14 protein-coding genes are annotated in these 18,393 nt (G+C 35.3%); 12 read left to right on the top strand and 2 right to left on the bottom strand.

Annotated features, from left to right (window positions below):
* The first annotated feature begins 528 nt into the window (after nucleotides 1-528).
* Genes HN014_RS02850 through HN014_RS02830 form a run of 5 tightly spaced genes read left to right on the top strand, consistent with a single transcriptional unit; the run spans nucleotide 529 to nucleotide 4,368 of the window.
* Nucleotides 529-1,218, top strand: coding sequence for a hypothetical protein (locus HN014_RS02850; RefSeq protein WP_176027382.1), 690 nt, complete (start codon nucleotides 529-531; stop codon nucleotides 1,216-1,218).
* Nucleotides 1,203-2,594: an RtcB family protein gene (locus HN014_RS02845; RefSeq protein WP_176027381.1), complete on the top strand. Its 1,392-nt coding sequence runs from the start codon at nucleotides 1,203-1,205 to the stop codon at nucleotides 2,592-2,594. Before HN014_RS02850 ends, HN014_RS02845 begins: the two co-directional genes overlap by 16 nt.
* 1 nt (nucleotide 2,595) lies before the next feature.
* Nucleotides 2,596-3,291, top strand: coding sequence for a peptide chain release factor H (prfH, locus tag HN014_RS02840; RefSeq protein ID WP_176027380.1), 696 nt, complete (start codon nucleotides 2,596-2,598; stop codon nucleotides 3,289-3,291).
* A gap of 2 nt (nucleotides 3,292-3,293) precedes the next feature.
* A complete protein-coding gene (locus HN014_RS02835) occupies nucleotides 3,294-3,809 on the top strand; it encodes a hypothetical protein (RefSeq protein WP_176027379.1) in 516 nt (171 codons plus the stop codon).
* A 1-nt stretch (nucleotide 3,810) separates the two neighbouring features.
* Nucleotides 3,811-4,368 (top strand): hypothetical protein, encoded by a 558-nt coding sequence (locus tag HN014_RS02830; RefSeq protein WP_176027378.1) that lies wholly within the window; start codon nucleotides 3,811-3,813, stop codon nucleotides 4,366-4,368.
* Between the two features lie 167 nt (nucleotides 4,369-4,535).
* Here HN014_RS02830 and HN014_RS02825 read toward each other — a convergent pair whose 3' ends face one another.
* On the bottom strand, nucleotides 4,536-4,796 hold the full coding sequence (locus tag HN014_RS02825; protein WP_176027377.1) for a hypothetical protein: 261 nt from the start codon (nucleotides 4,794-4,796) through the stop codon (nucleotides 4,536-4,538).
* A gap of 376 nt (nucleotides 4,797-5,172) precedes the next feature.
* Between HN014_RS02825 and HN014_RS02820 the strand changes: the two genes are divergently transcribed.
* The 3 genes from HN014_RS02820 to HN014_RS02810 all read left to right on the top strand — a co-directional run bounded on the left by HN014_RS02820 (nucleotide 5,173) and on the right by HN014_RS02810 (nucleotide 7,746).
* Entirely contained in the window at nucleotides 5,173-5,499 is a 327-nt protein-coding gene (locus HN014_RS02820) for a roadblock/LC7 domain-containing protein (protein ID WP_176027376.1), read from the top strand.
* Nucleotides 5,500-5,526: 27 nt separating this feature from the next.
* Nucleotides 5,527-5,901 (top strand): hypothetical protein, encoded by a 375-nt coding sequence (locus tag HN014_RS02815; RefSeq protein WP_176027375.1) that lies wholly within the window; start codon nucleotides 5,527-5,529, stop codon nucleotides 5,899-5,901.
* 261 nt (nucleotides 5,902-6,162) lie between these two features.
* On the top strand, nucleotides 6,163-7,746 hold the full coding sequence (locus HN014_RS02810) for a S41 family peptidase (RefSeq protein WP_176027374.1): 1,584 nt from the start codon (nucleotides 6,163-6,165) through the stop codon (nucleotides 7,744-7,746).
* Here HN014_RS02810 and HN014_RS02805 read toward each other — a convergent pair.
* Nucleotides 7,743-8,480 carry a 4'-phosphopantetheinyl transferase superfamily protein gene (locus HN014_RS02805; protein ID WP_176027373.1) on the bottom strand — a complete coding sequence of 246 codons (738 nt, stop codon included), beginning with the start codon at nucleotides 8,478-8,480 and terminating at the stop codon, nucleotides 7,743-7,745. The genes HN014_RS02810 and HN014_RS02805 overlap by 4 nt on opposite strands.
* A 301-nt stretch (nucleotides 8,481-8,781) precedes the next feature.
* Between HN014_RS02805 and HN014_RS02800 the strand changes: the two genes are divergently transcribed.
* The 4 genes from HN014_RS02800 to HN014_RS02785 all read left to right on the top strand — a co-directional run bounded on the left by HN014_RS02800 (nucleotide 8,782) and on the right by HN014_RS02785 (nucleotide 18,257).
* Complete coding sequence (locus tag HN014_RS02800) at nucleotides 8,782-10,356, top strand: fatty acid--CoA ligase (protein WP_176027372.1); 1,575 nt, start codon at nucleotides 8,782-8,784, stop codon at nucleotides 10,354-10,356.
* 62 nt (nucleotides 10,357-10,418) lie between these two features.
* The gene (locus tag HN014_RS02795; protein WP_176027371.1) at nucleotides 10,419-11,309 is read left to right on the top strand and encodes a TauD/TfdA family dioxygenase; all 891 of its coding nucleotides are present in this window, start codon (nucleotides 10,419-10,421) and stop codon (nucleotides 11,307-11,309) included.
* Between the two features lie 5 nt (nucleotides 11,310-11,314).
* Nucleotides 11,315-11,860 (top strand): FcoT family thioesterase, encoded by a 546-nt coding sequence (locus HN014_RS02790; protein ID WP_217704362.1) that lies wholly within the window; start codon nucleotides 11,315-11,317, stop codon nucleotides 11,858-11,860.
* A gap of 124 nt (nucleotides 11,861-11,984) precedes the next feature.
* Entirely contained in the window at nucleotides 11,985-18,257 is a 6,273-nt protein-coding gene (locus HN014_RS02785; RefSeq protein WP_176027370.1) for a non-ribosomal peptide synthetase, read from the top strand.
* Nucleotides 18,258-18,393 lie beyond the last annotated feature (136 nt).

Below are 18,393 nucleotides of genomic sequence, written 5' to 3'. Positions count from 1 at the left end.
TTAAAAAAAAGTTTCATATTTGCAGTCCGGAACAATGTTATGGAAACAGGTTCTGAAAAAACAAATATTCACCATTAAAAAACCGAAGGTTATATGATTTTTATAAAAAATAACTTTGAGATTATGCCAGATCAAGGAACTGTCGTAATGAAACTTCGGGACTTCAAGATGTAGGAAAACTGCTTAAAAAATGAAAGAAGTCTGCGAATATAAGTATCGGATTTTTTTCATTCAGATCTATCTAAGTAAGAATCTTCCGATAAACATACATATTTTTTGATATATCATGGAATGAGCTGTCATCAATAAGTTCATATGAGTTTATCGATCGGTAATTCCAATTCGATATTAATAAAGGTTATACATATAAACAGATGAAACGAAACGATGTATTCCGTTAAGATTTCAGAGGTACTAGGTATTTACAGAAATCAATAGTCTACATTTTTAATTTTTTGTACCAGTTATTAGAGGCTTCATTCAAGAAACCTAAAAGATAAGTGGTATAACAATATCGTATATATAATTATGAAGCCAATAGCCATAAAAGGGCAGCGGCTAAAAGAAATATATTGTATTCGACGAAGACTAGCTCAGGTTTATAAAGAAATATATCAGTTAGGGTACATGCCACTGGAAGTTCCTATTCGACATGGGTGGTTTAGTGAATTGGTACTTACGACAAAGCTGGAAAGGTACAAAAATAAAGAAGCTATTCTCGAGGTGTACCAAATCATAGAGAAGTTGTATTGGGGTAGAACAAAAGAAGAAGCTACTCAAAAAAGGTTGAAGGAATCTACTAAATATATGTTGCATAAAAATGTAACTACTATAAGTAGACGCCAGTATAATCAATTGTCAGATGCGGCAAAATGCCTTTGTATACCTTTTTACTATTACACGGAACAGAAAAAAATACGACTTCGGTTTTATATAAATTTTCCATCGTTGGTATATAGAGTAAAGCTGACACGAGCATATGTTACACATCAAAAAAAGATCAACCCTGCTCTGGAAGCAGTCCGTGATTTATTGCAGCAACAACTTCTGAAGAATGCGTATTACGCTTTGAGCCAAAAAGGAAATGCATGGAAAGACCGTTGGGGTACTCCCACATCTAAAAAAAGAAGACAAGACATTAAAAAAGGGTTGAAAAACCTACAACGGTATACCTGTAAAGAAATAATAGATAAAGAAATATCATGGGAAAGAAATTAAGAGGGAAAGACCTTATTAAGTTAGGGTTTCCGAAGAATAACAGTATTAATGTGGCATTAGGTCAGATTAATAGATATTATAAAAAGAAAAAAAAGGAACAGATATTACAAGAAGCAAAAGAAGTACTTCTTAAACCGGAATTGTTTAAAGGAGATGGAGTATGGGGAAAAATAGCAGAAAGTCTGTTAACACCTGTAACAGTAAAGAAGCATGCATTAAATACGACAAGAGCTCCTTTTATGATATATGGAGAAGATGAAATAGATGACCAGGCGAAATATCAATTGTATGATGCTCTGAAATTGCCGGTTTCTGTAGCAGGAGCTTTAATGCCTGATGCACATACAGGGTACGGATTGCCAATTGGAGGTGTTTTAGCAACAAACAATGCTGTTATTCCATATGGAGTGGGAGTTGATATAGGTTGCAGAATGTGTCTGACAGTATATCCCGTTGCGGTATCCTATCTAAAAGGAAAGCGATATCGTTTAGAGAAAATTTTGTCAGAGCATACCAAGTTCGGAATGTATGAAACACATAAAATAAAACACGATCACGAAATTTTTTCCAGAGAAGAATTTACAACAATTCCATTGGTGAAAAAATTAAAAGATAAAGCGTACAAACAATTAGGAACCTCAGGAAGTGGAAATCACTTTGTAGAGTTTGGGATCGTTACGATTACCGATGCTGAGAATGAATGGGGGATAAAACCCGGGGATTACTTAGGGTTGCTTACACACAGCGGTTCCAGAGGGTTAGGAGCAAATATAGCAAAACACTATACGCATTTAGCCACCAAACAATGTCCATTACCTAAACACGTACAGCAATTAGCCTGGTTAGATCTGTCGACACATGACGGGCACGAGTACTGGCTAGCGATGAACCTGGCAGGAGATTATGCCCAGGCATGTCATGATGATATCCACAAGAGAATAGGGAAGTTAATTGGGGCTAAACCTATTTGTAAAATAGAGAACCATCACAATTTTGCCTGGAAAGAAATGGTGAATGGAGTTGAATGTATTGTACATAGAAAAGGAGCAACCCCAGCAGGAAAAGGAGCCTTGGGGATTATTCCCGGGTCTATGACTGCACCGGGTTATATCGTTCGGGGGCGAGGGAACTCAGAAAGCTTACATTCTGCTTCTCATGGAGCTGGACGATTGCTGTCCAGAAGAAAATGTAAAGAAAAATTTACCAAAAGCGCTATCAATAAAGTGCTCAAAGAACATGGTGTTACAGTACTTGGAGGAGGGGTTGATGAAGCTCCAATGGCATATAAAAATATACATAATGTAATGGCTAACCAAAAGGAATTAGTAGAGGTAGTAGGCACTTTTACTCCTAAAATTGTCAGAATGGATAGATAAAATGGAAGAAAAAACTATACAAATAACAGCAGCAAGAGGACCAGCAGAATGTTGGTGGGTTGTTGCGCAGGTGCTGAAACGGTTTTTAGCAGATATGAAAGAAAAAAGAATGGTCTGTACGGTTCTTCATAAGGATCAGGGTGTTGAAAATGGAACAATTAGATCTGTAATAGTCAGGGTAAGCGGAGAAAAAGCAATGATCAAGTGCCAGGAATGGATCGGAACTATTCAATGGATTGGAACTTCAAGGTATCGAAAATATCACAAACGAAAAAACTGGTTCATAGGTGTACATCAGCTGGAAGAGAGTAAAGATGATACGTTTGATGAAACTCAGATTACCTATCAAACCATGAAAAGTTCAGGACCGGGAGGGCAACATGTAAATAAAGTGAACTCTGCAGTACGAGCTATTCATAAACCCACAGGAGTGATGGTGGTAGTAATGGATCGAAGATCCCAGCATCAAAATCGGAAAATTGCAAAAGAACGATTGGAAGAAAAAGTAAAAAAGGCTCACTTAGAAAGCATAAAAGATAGATTGAATCAGGAATGGGATCATCAGGTGAAGTTATCGAGAGGAAATCCTGTAAAAGTTTTTACTGGAAGTGATTTTAAGAAAAAACAAAAACGCAAAACATATAAAGATAAACGTAATCAATTAAAGAGAGCATTGCGAAATACTATAAATGAATAAAAATGGCAAGTTTATTAGATAAATATGTATTTCAGGCATTGGAAGCATATCCGTATGATTTAATGGAAGCAGTAGAAGCAATTAATTATGCCTTGTCATATGATGAAAAAAATCCGATAGTGCTCTGTCTTATGGGACAGATACAGGCAGAAGCATTAAAAGATTATGAAGCGGCAAAAAGCTACTATCAACAGGCATTAGCAGAGAATATATATTGTTTCGATGTATATCCTAATTATATCAATGTATTGTTGTGGAATGAAGAATATGATGCAGCTGCAAGATTAATTGAATTCGGACTTTCTGTAAAAGGAACCGATAAAGGGATTTTATATCAGAAAAAAGCCTTGCTTTTAGAGCATCAAAAAGCATATAAAGAAGCGTTGAAATGGTTAAAAGTGGGAAAAGAGCATACCTATAATGCGATGTTGATGCAGGAAATAAAAGAAGATGAAATTAGGGTAAAAGAGAAAATACCGAAGAAGAAAAAGAAGAGAACAGAAGAAAAAGAAACATAAAATGGGAACAGTACACAATAAAAAGCGATATGGAGAACAATGGCCGGAATATAGAATTGTTCCGGTTCTGGAAATATTAAATGAATTAAGAGCATATGTTATCCTTTCTGGAGGGTGGGCATGGCATTTTTTATCCCCAGAAGGACACACTGAATACAAACATGCACATGATCATAAAGATGTAGATATTTTTGTCAATCCGATAGATGTTCCTTTAGTGATGAGAATTTTGCAAAAGCAAGGATTTGAAAAGGTGTGGACACGATATGATATGATGCCAGGAAATGAAGGGTTTAGACGATATGAAAAAACAGAGATGTTATTCGAAAGCAAGTTTTTTCGGGTAACAATAGACTTTTTTGAACGAAAGGAAATCCCAACGCGAAAAGTAAGAGGGTGGAATATTGTAGAGCCTGTTTACTTATTAGGATTGTACGGGTCTATTCATTCCGGAGAACAATGTTGGGCAGTACAGGTGAGTAAAGAACTACTGGCTCAAGGAATTGACCCTTTGGATAGAGAAGAGTTGGTGACTCTTCCAAAATATCTTCCAAAATGACGAGATAACCCTGCTATGAAGTAATTAGATGATTCGCGTCATCAGTGATATGATGATGCGAATCATTTCTATATCATTTTCAACCTAAATTTATTCAATAAAACGACTTTTTTTTAATAAATTTAAATCAGAAATAATACTAGTGTAACATTGAATGTAAACAAATACTATCGGCTTCTTCTTTTTAGGAAATACCCTTGTCTAATTGTTCTTTCGTATCTTTTAATAGGAGCCTGATCCTTTTTAGAAGTTTCTTCAGAAGAAAGTGAAGAGGCTTTGATTTCATTCTCCGGGGAATGATCAGTGGCGATGGTTTCCAGTAATTTGAGATAATCAGATTTACCAAAAACTCCATTAGAAATTCGGTAGTGATTAAATTCTTTCCTTTTGCGATCAAGGTCAAGCCTTATATCAGCGATATCTTTCATAACTATTTAATTTGGGACCTTGCAAAATTAAAGATATCCGGGTTTTTAGAAAAGAAGAGGGGCTTATTTATTACAAAAATTAATGTTATTTGAAAATTAAATTTTTATTAAATTTTCATTTCGTTGGCAATTTATTAAAGAAAGTGACAAGGAAAAATTGAATAGTATGTATAAAAATAATAATAAGTGTTGTAAAGTTGAATAATTTCGTATTTCATCAGTGTTTTTCAGGGGTTTGGTTCGTTGTATAAATTGTCGGATACGTAAAGTTATTAAGGCTAAATGTGTATTTTTGCTTCATTTTTGAAAAGAAATGAAAATGACGAATGTTAACTTATAGTTAACTGGTTAGCGATTTTTTTTAAATAAGAAACAAATGAGTGAAAAGACCCCATTACAGTTAGACAAGGTATTAGAAGATACAGGAGCAGATGCGGCACTTTTATTAGATTTGGAAGGGAATGTAATAAGTGCGTCTCATGTCGATTATGAGCAGAACATAGCAGCAATGGTACAAATGATATATGCTATGGGAAGTGATTTATCCCAAGATCTAAAAAATGGGGAGCTAGAACAACTCTTAGTAAAAGCATCAGCGGGTTTTTTTGTAGTGAATAAACATGGAGAAGATGCAATCATAGTGATTTTTTCCAAAGAAGTTTCCAAAATAGGTCGTTGCTTAAAAATGATTAATACTTTATAAAACAATTTATATTATACCAAAACTACTATGTCAAATTTTTTAGATCAATTTATTGAGGATATTAAAACAAATGTCCCTGGGTTTATTGCAGTATCAGTAACAGAAGTGGCAACTGGAGTATCTTATGTATCACATTCTAATAAAGCAGATTTTGATCCGGATATCGCTTCAGCATTCAACCTGGAAGTAGTCAAAGCGAAATTAAAAGCGATTAGCGCATTAGGACTAAGTTCTTCTATTCAGGATATTATGATTACACTAACAGATCAGATTCATATTATTGATGTTTCTGAGAAAGTAGATTATTTTATCTATCTGGCAGTTGATTCTTCTTCTGCTAATCTGGGAATGACCAGAGCTTTATTAAAGAAATACAAAAAAGATATTGTTCAAAAATTATAAACAAGTGCGTTTTTTTGATTACAGACCTACATGTAATCTAAAAAAACGTTTTTTAAGAAAGGGAGCTGTTAAGCTCCTTTTTTTATATGTATATGTTTCTATATTATAAAAATAGTATGATTATTGTAGTGATGTTTTCCATTTAGCAGAAATGAAACCGGTTGATTTTTAAAAAAATCATTACATCCAGATTTTTTAAAGTATAAATGGAATTAACTACGGTGACATGAGCTTTTTTATGATCCGGAAAAAAATCGAATTATGATTAGAACAATACTAGTATTCGCAGTTGTTATATCTGTAGTAAGTTGTACATCCGTTAAGAAATTTAATGCGCAATTGACCAGAGAGCACACCGTTACGGAACTACATGCAGATGTAGATTATGCGCTGAAGAAATTGAAAAAACTTCATCCGGATTTGTATTGGTATATAAGTAAGGAAGTATTAGAACAAAAATTCGATAGTCTCAAAAATTCGATAGAAAGCCCGATGAGCAGTCAGGCATTTTATAAAAAAATAACTCCGGTTATTACCAGTATAAGACAAGGACATACCAGTGTAGGGATGCCGGGAAAAAGACAAACAAAAAAAGAGGTAAAAGAAAAAGGAGTTAGAAAATCCCCCTTTAAATCGTTAAGAATAGAAAAAATTGCAGATGAATTGGTAATAAAGAAAAATCATGGTAAGGATAGTACAAAATACGTAGGAGAAACTTTATTGAAGGTAGATGGAAAACCAGTAGAGGAGTTGTTAAAGGAATTTAAAAACCTTCAGACAGGAGATGGGTACAACCAAACATTTATTCCTCGTTATACAAGTACTTATCTCGGGTATTTTTATGAAAAAACACATCTTCAAAAAGATAGTGTATTATTGACTTTAAAAAAAGGAGATCTAGTCTATGAATCCTATTTACATGCCATCTATTCCAAGAGTAAATCTTCAGAGAAGAAAAAAGACTCCATAAGACCAGCCAGGAAGAAAATAAGCAGGGAAGAAAAGAGAATAGCCAAGGCAAAGAGAAAATCAATTCAGAAATACCGAAAGCATCATGGTTATAACCCATACACCAAAGAATACAACAGAAACTTCACACTCATTACATCAGATACCCTTCCTGTAGTAGGGTATATGAAAATAAGAGGGTTTTCCAAAGGAAGGTATAAGGAGTTTTATGAAGACAGTTTTCAGAAAATGGATTCGGCAAAAGCTTCACATCTCGTATTAGATCTTCGAGGGAATCTGGGAGGGAGACTATCAGAGATAGATCATTTATATGCATATCTGACGGATAAAGAATATGTTTTTATCAAAAAAGCAACTATGACTAGCCGGACAAGTAATCTGTATCCTCTGTATCATTCACCTTCCTGGTTTATGAAGGCGTTAGGAGTTCTTTTTTCTCCGGGAGTTGCATTGTTTCAAATTGTTACAGTCAAGAAAGATAATGGGATTCCTTATTTTAAGTTTAAGTATAACAAGTCCAGAACTCCTAAGGAACGCAATTATAAAGGAGCGGTCTATGTGCTGATCGATGGAGAGAGTTTTTCTGCGAGTAGTATTTTGTCGACCCATCTAAAGGCTACAGGGAGAGCAACTTTTATAGGAGAAGAAACCGGAGGGGCATACAATGGAACTATTGCCGGAGTATTTGCGAATGTAGAATTCCCAACCTCCAAACTGAAAGTTAGGATAGGCCTAATGAATATTAGCACCCCATATGAGACCAAACCAGATGGGTATGGGATTAAGCCCGATATAACGATACCAGAGAAACACAAAAACAAAGATAGTATTTTACAAACCGCTTTACAGCAAATCGCTAAAACCAAAGAAAACTAAACCTGCTCAAGCCGGTATGTAATGGCTTCTTCGAATTCTGAAAGGATAGGAGAAGTGTTTTTAGGCAATACAAGCGTACAAATGTATTCATCAATACAATAAGAAACAGCCTTGTATTGAGCAAAGTTTTTAAAAGTACTGATATAGGCATTCCCCTCTTTAGAAATGCTCTCTATCTCCAGAATATTAAAATCAGCCATTAAGCCGGTTTTTAATATTTTAGAAAGCCCTTCCTTGATAGTCCATATCATCGTATAGCAAACAGAAGATGGAAGAAGATAGGAAGTGAGTAGGTTGAATTCCTGGTCATTGATGACACTTTTTAATGCATCGATACCTTTTTCATTAACACGTTCGATGTCAACTCCGATAGGATGGCTTTCAGGGAATGCTAATGCGATTCCAATAGTATCACAGTGACTAATACTTACTTTTGTATTATGAATGTGATGAGACTCTATAACAGGGAATTTAAAAATACCAGAAGAAATAAGAATACTATCAGCAGCTACGGTGGGAAAGAGAATGGATAAGGCTTTTTTTGCAGCATATCGCCCCAAAAGATAACTAGATTTTCGCTTTCCGAATTTTAACGCCTGTACTGTAGTAGTTTCTTTAGGATGTAAAAGATGAGTTATGGATTCTAAATCTTGAAGTTCTTTATGAATGATACAAAAACCAGCCATAAAAGTACGCTCTTTTCTCTCTAATGGTATAACTCCTTTTCTATACATAACCTGTCAACCTTATAATCTATAAAGATATTTAAATAAAAAAGATTTTTTACCCTAAAAAGCGTTAAAAGAATCGATTTTATGTAACTAAATATACTAGTGGAAGAACGTAAAAAAAACTTTTTTCTTCTGAAGTTTTCAAAGAAACATAAGAAGGATTGATTTTTTAATTAAAATGAGTAAAAACATAAATGTTAAGGATTGATTAGTGAAATAAAAGGCGTTTTTCTTTTTAGCCTTCGCAGGTGTAATTCATGAAATTTGTAGTAGACATGATAGAAAAAAAACTAATACTGTTTTCATGAAAAAACACCCCCCGGAGACCTTAGTTACACTTTGTAACCATCAGGCAAAAATAAGAGGTAACGAAACAGCCTTTCTTTTTGAAGATAAAGAGATCACCTATCGCCAGTTTGATTGTTATACCAATCAGGTCGCTAATGGACTGATAAAAGAAGGGGTCAAAGAAGGAACAAGAGTAGGGTATTTAGCAAAAGATAGTATTTGTGGGTTTGAAATATTATTTGGAACAGCAAAAGCTGCAGCTGTACTAATTACGGTCAATTGGCGGCTGAGTGCTAAAGAAATTTTATATATCCTCAATAATGGAGCAGCAGAAGTTTTATTTGTTGGGGAAGAGTTCTTTGATGTTGTCGCCTCTATAGCGGAAGAACTAATCACAGTCAGAAAGATTATATGTTGTAAGGGAACACATGGAGAATACCAGGAATATGTGCAATGGAAAGAAGAACAATCTTCTTTAGAAACAAGAGTAACACATACGGCAGAGACTCCGGTGGTACAAATGTATACTTCGGGAACAACGGGAAGTCCCAAAGGAGTACAATTGGCACATTACAGCTTTTTTTCCTTATTGCAGGGAATGTATGCAAAAGGAGATGCCTGGATGAATCTCGAGAGTAGGGATACTTTATTGTTGTCGTTACCGATGTTTCATATTGGGGGACTATGGTGGGCTATACAAGGGTTTATAGTAGGGGCAAAGGGCATTGTATTGGAAACATTCATCGCCTGGAAAGCATTGGAATATATAGAAAAATTAAAAGTCACCAAAGTTGCTATGGTACCGGCAATGGTACAATTTGTATTAGCAGAACCCGCATATAAAAATACTGATTTCTCTTCTGTTACTGGTTTTTTGTATGGGGGATCTCCGATTACTCCTGCGGTAATGCGAATAGCAATGAAAACTTTTGATTGTGACTTTTTTCAGGTGTATGGGATGACAGAAACGGGAAATATGGCAGTATGCCTTCGCCCGGAAGATCATACAATACCATGGAATGAGAAAATGAAATCTGCTGGTAAGCCCTTGCCAGGTGTAGAAGCCAAGGTAATAAACTTTAAGCATCAATCAGTTCCTCCGAATACCATAGGAGAGATTTGCCTGAAATCACCTTCCAATATGATTGGATATTGGAATAATACAAAAGCCACTCAGGAAACGATGATAGATGGATGGATACATACCGGAGATGCAGGTTACATAGATGAAGACGGCTATATTTTTATCTGTGATAGAATCAAAGATATGATCATTTGTTCTGGAGAAAATATATACCCGGCAGAGATAGAAGCAGTATTAAGTGAGCATCCGTCAGTAAAAGATGTTGCCGTAATAGGTATTCCGGATGATCAATGGGGAGAAGTGGTAAAAGCAATTATAGTAGTACAACCCGAACAAGAAATTAAAAAAAGAGCCCTCATTAATTTTTGTAGAGGGAAAATAGCAGATTATAAAATACCCAGCACTATTTCATTTGTACCATCGCTTCCCAGAAATCCAAGTGGAAAAATCCTGAAAAGAGAATTAAGAGCCCCTTTCTGGAAGGGATTAGAACGGCAAGTCAACTAAGTGTCGCAATAAAAATCATCAGTAATAAACTAATAATATATCGAATAAACCTAATCTAAATTATGGAAACAACACAAGTCATTCAGATTGAAGATGCTAAACCCGGAGAAATAGGAGGGATAATATCAGGAATTGATGTCAAAGAATTAAAAAAAGAGGATCCTGAACTGGCAGAAATAAGAAATGCTATTTATAGAAATAAGCTAGTCGTAATTCGGAACCAATCTTTGGAACCCGAGGAGTATGTGGCATTTACAAGAGTTTTAGGAAGACCACAAGTATATTTTCAGGAAAACTATCACCATCCCGATTATCCAGAAATTTTTGTTTCCTCCAATGTCAATAAAGAAGGAGAGAAAGTTGGAGTTGCAGGAACAGGACATTATTGGCATACAGACTGTCAGTTCGAAGCTAAGCCATTGTCTTTTACTTCGATAACGCCAATTGTGATTCCTCCGACAATTCGGGAGACCAGGTATATCGATATGCATGAGGTATACAATAAAATGCCAGAAGATCTTAAAAAAATAGTAGAAGGCGCCACCCTGATACATGGAGGAAATAACAGATATAAAGTTACTCCTGACGATATCGATAAATCCATCCAGCAGTTGATTGATAAAATGAATGAAATGGTACCGTTTGTAAAACATCCTGCCATTATAGAACATCCGGTAACTGGAGATAAAATTTTATACATGAGCAGCGGTTTTACGATGAAAATAGATGGTCTAAAACACGAAGAAAATGAAGAAGCAATGAAGAAATTGTTTGAATTCATCGAAAAAGAAGAACATATTCATGTACATACCTGGGAGAAAGGAGATTTAATTATTTGGGATAATAGATATTTGCTTCATATGTCTTCTGCTTTACCTCCCGGAGAAAAAAGTAAAAGCTATAGAATTGGGATTTATGATGATCTTCCTTTTTATGTTGGATTAGAAAAATAATGGTAATGGCTTCTATAGAAACAATATATCCGGAGGTAGAAAACCAAGTGGTTGTCGATCATGATTTTATGATGGAAGTGTTACAACCATATCGTTCACATACTACCTATTTGAAAAAAGCAATTTTTCAAAAGAAAGAAGAAGAACAAGAAAAAGGGCTGATGATGAAAGGAGAGTTTGGGATAGCAGATTCTTGTTATATAGATGATACAGGACACTTTAATGCAGTAGAATTTAATATTTGTTTTAATCAATTAGCATACGTGTTTTATGGATATTGTATAAAAGAAGGATTAATCCCTGAATTAAAAGGATTTGAAAGCGAGCATGGAGAAGTGTTTTTAGAAAAACAATTATCGCATTTTTTGATAGCGAGTATTAGTTCTTCATATCGAAGTCAGATCAATGCAAAACACTTCTATGGAGAAGTTGGGATTGATACAATTTCCAAAAAATCGAACTGCACATTTATAAAGATGTACTGCAGTTTTCAGGATGAAACCAACGGAAAATCCAAAGGAGATATTACGTTAGCTATTCTACATCCATAATAACCTATACTGTTAGAATATAGCGAATATTCATACCTCTGGTCAATGGTAGTCTCACTAGTAATAGTTGAGTATTACCATTGATTTTTTAATATACATACTTATCTCAATTTAGACTTTATTTATGATGACACCTGCTACTATACTTAGTGTTTTAACCCAAAGTACTTCTTCAGATCGCCCTAAGCTATTAACAGATCATATCAGAAGATTATTAGTGGATTTTTTAGAATTGGATGCCATAGAAGAGGTATCAGAAAATCAGGTTTTTGTTGAGCTAGGAGTAACTTCTATGGAAGCATTGCAATTCAAAACCACTTTAGAAGATGATCTGCAATGTCAATTGAGAACGACCTTATTTTTTGATTATCCGGAAATGCAATTATTAGTATCGTATTTGTTAGAAGAAGTGTTAGAGATGGAAGGAGGGAGTATGGAAGGAGTAATCAATGAGCGACATGAAACAAAAAAAATAACAGAAGAAAAGCTGGTAGTAGTTGGTATGGCAGGGATTTTTCCTGATGAAGTGGATGTAGCAGCAATGTGGGAAAAGTCCATGTCCGAAACTGTTCGACAAAAAGAAGCTACTTATAATAGTGGATTAGAGTATAGGAATATTACAAAAATCGATACACAACGAATCAGGGAAGTATTAGGGTTCGAAGAGGAAATTAAGGAGCTAAGCAGGCAACAAACTATCCTTTATTCAGTATTGGCAAAAGCAATGAAAACATATGGCTTTTCTCTACAAGATTGGACTTCGCAAAAAACCGGAGTGTTTATAGCAGCGGATACCAATGTAGCAGAAAAACAAAAAACCGCGTATCAGATTCCTTTGGCTAATGAGGTATCCTATCGGTTGAATATCGTCGGACCAAGCGAAACAATTAATACATTTTGTACCAGTGTGTATGTTGCGCTTCATAAAGCAGTACGCTGTATTCGCGAAGGAGAATGTGAACAAGCCATTGTAGGAGGAGTAAACTTAATAGAGAAAAAAACATTTGAAAAAGAATCATCTCAGGGGATGTATGAAGAATTATTAAGTGCTACGAATTGTACAAAGAGTTATAGCAATACCGCGAATGGATTTCTCAGAAGTGAAGGGGCAGGAGTTCTGATTGTTACCAAAGAGAGTATCGCTATTGCGAATGAGAGAAGGATATTGGCGAGTTTATGTGGGACAAGTGTTGTGCATGGAGGAAAAAACTTCTCTATTGAAGCCCCGAATGCTAAAGGGATTAAAGAAGCGATATGGCAAGGAGTAAAAAAGGCAGGAATTCCCGTTGATACGATTGATTATATTGAAGCACATGGAATAGGAAACCGTCTGGCAGATGCGGTGGAATTAAGTGCAATTAGTGAAGCATATAAAAAATTGAGCACAACTGTAGATAAGAAGTGGTATGTAAGTTCAGTAAAGCCAATTATTGGACATCCGGAAATAGCAGCAGGAATGGCTTCCTTGCTAAAAGTGATAAAAGCTTTGGAGTTTAAAGTTATTCCTGGGATATCAAACTTAGAAGAAGTAAATACAGAAGTGCCATCCAATCATTCTTTGATCTTAGAAAGATTTCCTAAGAAATGGAAAAAAGGGAAAACGGCAAGAAGAGCGGCACTGAGTAGTTATGCTATAGGAGGAGTGAATGCACATTGTATTATAGAAGAGTATACAGGTAGTATAGAAACAGAAATGGTAGATACACCAGAAAAAGAAAGTGTCTTTCCACAAAAACAAGCATCGCAATTATTGCCGGATACTTCCACTAAATTTGATAAAGAAAAAGAAATACTGGTTTATGGAATAATTGAAGATGTTTTTGGAGTAGGAAAAGAGACCATAGTATTGTCAAAATCTCCTGTCGATTATGGGTTTGATTCTATAAAAATCACACAATTTATACGACGTGTAAACGAACAATTGCATCTAGACATTAAGATGGGGCAAATGTTGGGGATGGAAAATTTTCAAGCTTTTTTTGATTTGCTTTCCCGGACAGATTATAGCGAGTTCGTGGGGAGTAGGGAGGTGCCTAAGGTAGAATCGATAGATAGGTTGCAGAGAACATCAGAAGCCTCGGTGTTTCAAAAAGGGATATTTCTTATTCATGAGTTAGATGCTATGAATACAGCATATAACTTACCCATTATTTTTTCAGTAAAACAGCGATTAAATCCATTGACTATAATCCAGACATTAGGATATATGTTAGAAGAGTATCCGGTACTCAGAATGTATTTCGATAAAGAAGAAACTACAGGAGAAATTATGTACAGATTACATGCTCTGGCATCGTGTTTACAGTTGGATATTGATGAAGAGGTACGGTTATCTAGAGATGATGAACGGCTAAAGGAATTAATACGCACTCCTTTTGTGCTTACTCAGGATTGTTTGCTGAGAACTTATATAAGAGGAAGTGTAGAAGAAGGAGCTTATTACCTTATTTTTATTGTACATCATACGATTTTAGATGGGATGTCTGGAGGGGTTTTCATGACATCTTTTTGGAATATATATAATAGATTAACCAATGAAGGGCATTACGAAGTACAACAGCCGGAATACACCTTCTTTGATTTTATAGAAAGCGAAAAGAATTATTTGCTTCAGCAAGGAAAAGCAGATGGAGATTGGTGGAAGGAAAAAATGGAAGGAGTCACGCCAATGACCTTGCCCTACGACAGATGGGAAAATAAAGAGAAAGAACAGAGGGCTGTTGGAGTAGAAAAGTGGATATTGGAGGATGCACTGTTCTCAAAACTACAAATGGTAGCAAAGGAGTTGCATGTAAACACCTCTGTCTTGTTATTAGGTGTTTTTAATTTGTTGGTATACCGTTTAACGAATCAGGAAGATATTGTAATGTCAATGCCTGTACAGGGGAGGACTAAAATGGTCTATGAAAAAGCCATGGGGTGTTTTATCAATGTAATTTTACTTAGAAATCAGGTCAGTTCCACTGACAGTTTTATCACCTTCGTTCAGAGAATAAAAAAGTCTTTTTATGAAGGGATGGATCGCGCACAATATCCTCTGGTAAGCCTGTTATCAGACTTAAGACCGGTTTTAGGGAGTGTAGGAGCGAATGAAACAGTCGTTCCGGTATCATATACATACCAGAATATTTTTGATGAAATACACCAGAACGAAGCATTTTCAGCATTCGTAACTCCGGTATTTGAGATGTATCAGGAAACGGAAGATGAATATGCATTAGAAGTTTACGATTTTAGAAAGTCATTGCAGGTACACCTAAAATATAAAGAAGGCCTGTTTGAAGCAACAACCATAAAAAGACACTTACGCTATTTTGAAGAACTGCTTAGGGCTGTTTTAGTATCTCCTGAAAAACAATGTCGTCAGTATACAATGCTTCCGGAAAAAGAGATACATCAACAACTATATACATATAATGATACAGCTGTTTTCTATGAAAAAGAATATGGGGTACCTCAGTTGTTTGAACGTATTGCAGCGAGGCATCCAGAAGCAATAGCACTGCTTCACGATCACGAAAAAATTACCTATAGATCCTTAGAAGAAAGAAGTAGAAAAGTAGCTCTTTTTTTACAAGAAAAAGGAGTTGTTGCAGAGACCCTGGTTGCGATTTGTATGAATAGATCCATAGATGCTATCGTTAGTGTGCTGGGAATTCTTAGAGCAGGAGGAGCATATCTGCCTATAGATATATCAATAAGCTCTAAAAGGAGAGATGCAATTTTAGAAAATAGTCATGCAAGAGGTATGATTGTACATAAAGAGAAGGAAAAAGAATATCATGCCCATAATACAAGTGTCTGGTCATTCGAAGATTGTGAACAGTTTTCTGGTAAAGAGGTGTTGCAAAGAAGAAAGACAACTCTTAGCGATCTAGCATATGTTATTTATACTTCAGGAAGCACAGGAACTCCAAAAGGAGTTATGATAGAACAGCAATCATTATTAAATCTTTGTGAAGTAATGAAGCAACGATACGCAATTAGTAAAGATGACAGAATACTTCAGTTTGCATCGTTGAGTTTTGATATGTCTGTAGAGGAACTATTTCCATTTTTATTGAGTGGTGCGACAGTGGTACTAAGAAATGAAGCAGACATTTTAGCGGAACGCTTCTATAACTTGGTAATGGATCAAGGAGTAACCATACTCAATCTTCCACCTTTATATTATAATGTGATTAAAGAGTTATCACAAAAACAGAGAGAAAAACTGTTTGATCAAGTGCGAATAATTGCCTTTGGAGGAGAAGAGTTGCCTGAACAGGTTTTATCAGGTGTACAACAGTACCCTGTAGCAGTTTTTAATGCATATGGTCCTACTGAATATACTGTTAATGCTGCAATTGCTGAGGTGACTTATAGGAATAAAGTAACCTTAGGGACACCGGTTAATAATACGCGGTTTTATGTTTTGGGAGAAACTATGGAACTATTGCCAGAAGGAGTTGTAGGAGAACTCCATATAGCAGGAGATGGAATAGCCAGAGGGTATCTGAATAATCCAGTATTGACAGCTGAAAAATTTGTCAAAAATCCATTCGGACCAAAATTGTTATACAAAACAGGAGATGCTGTGAAATGGCTTCCAGACGGTACCTTAGAATATCATGGGAGAATAGATCATCAGGTAAAAATAAGAGGTTATAGAGTCGAATTAGGAGAAGTAGAAAGTGTATTAGAAAAATATCCAGGGATTGATAAAGCTTCTGTCGTGTTGAAAAAAACAGAAAAAAGGGAACAATTAATTGCTTTTTACAAAGCTGAGACCCCTTTAGATCATCAATTATTAAAGAAACATATGCAGGATCTATTACCAGAATATATGATTCCGGTAGCATATGAGCAATTAGAAAAAATTCCAGTAACACCGAATGGAAAGATTGATAGGAAAGCATTAGAAAATAAAGATATAACCTTCAAAGAGACTCCAAAATATACTCCTCCTCAGGGAGAGAAAGAAGAAAAGATAGTACATATATGGCAAGAGCTTTTAGAAGAGAAAAAAATAGGAGTTACGGATGATTTTTTTGAAATAGGAGGGCATTCGTTGTTGGCAATTAAGGCAGTTGCTCGAATAAACACCATTTTAGAAGAAAGGGAAAAAATAGAAGTAAAAACGATGTTTAATTATTCTACAATTAGAACATTGTGTAAGTATATAACCGCAGGAGAAAAGAAAGAAGTGCCTATTTCTTTGTCTAAGGAGATGGAACTACCTGTAATAGCACTGCCGGAAGATTTGAGTATAAAAGAGATTCCTGAAACAATTTTATTGACAGGAGGTACTGGTTTTGTCGGGGTATTTATACTAAAAGAGCTATTAGAAAGTCATCAGGCAAGAATACTTTGTTTGGTACGGGCTGAATCTTCAGAAAAAGGAAGGGAGAAGATTAAAGAAGGAATGCTTCGTTACGAAATATGGGAAGAGCACTACAGTTCCCGCATAGAAATTCTCTTAGGAGATATAGGGAGACCTTTATTGGGGCTGACGAACGACACTTTCGAATCATTAAGTAAGGAGGTTGATATTATTTATCACAACGCAGCCTATATGAATCATTTGGAGACATACGATGAGATGAAAGCAGCCAATGTAGGGGGGACTATAGAAGTGATAAAACTAGCTGCTAAAAATAGGATGAAACCAATTCACTATACTTCTACATTAGGTGTTTTTAATAATGAGATATATAACGAGATCAAAGTAGTCGATGAACATCAGTCTTCAGAAAAGGAAACTCATTATGCATCAGGAGGGTATGCGGCAAGTAAATGGGTGGCAGAGAATGTAATTGTCGCAGCAAGAAAACAGGGGATTCCTTGTAATATTTATAGATTAGGTTTAATAACAGGAGAATCAGAAAAGGGTATTTTAGATAAAAAACAATGGTTTTATGGATTTTTAGAGTCCTTGTTATTGATGAAAAAAATGTTTGCGAAGGAAGAACAATTAGAACTGATGATTTTACCAGTTGATAAAGCAGCAAAAGCGTTGGTTTATTTGTCGACCAGAAAAAGGAATCAGACATATCATATATCAGGAGACAGAATGCCTCTATATACATTTGCATCACTATATAATAAGTGGAATGCTCAGGAATTGGAAGAGGTTTCTCTGTTTCAATGGTTGCAATCAGCAAAAGCATTTATGAAAGAGAAAGAGGGACTTCAATTACCTCCTTTTATGTATGACTATTTACCGTTGGGAGAAGAAGTATTAAAAGAGCGAGTAAATAAAGAATTAAAGGCTAAACTCGTATATAAAACCTTGTATACACAAGAGGAATTAAGTAAGATCGCCCTTTCTTTTTCGGTAATAAATGAAGCAACCATCTTATCGTATTTTGAGTATGTGAAAAAACAATTAGAAAAAAAAGAAGCAATAGCAGTTTAGCAACTAAAGTGATGATATGAGTTGTCTTATAAATCGACGAAACAATGTGAAAATTGTTAAAAAACTAGGAGGATCGATACGATATAAATTATTTTTGTTCAAAACAAGAATTACTTGAGAATAGGGTATGTCATAA

It is taken from the genome of Aquimarina sp. TRL1 (genome assembly GCF_013365535.1).
Classification (GTDB): domain Bacteria; phylum Bacteroidota; class Bacteroidia; order Flavobacteriales; family Flavobacteriaceae; genus Aquimarina; species Aquimarina hainanensis.
This window is presented reverse-complemented; position numbering and strand designations above follow the sequence as displayed.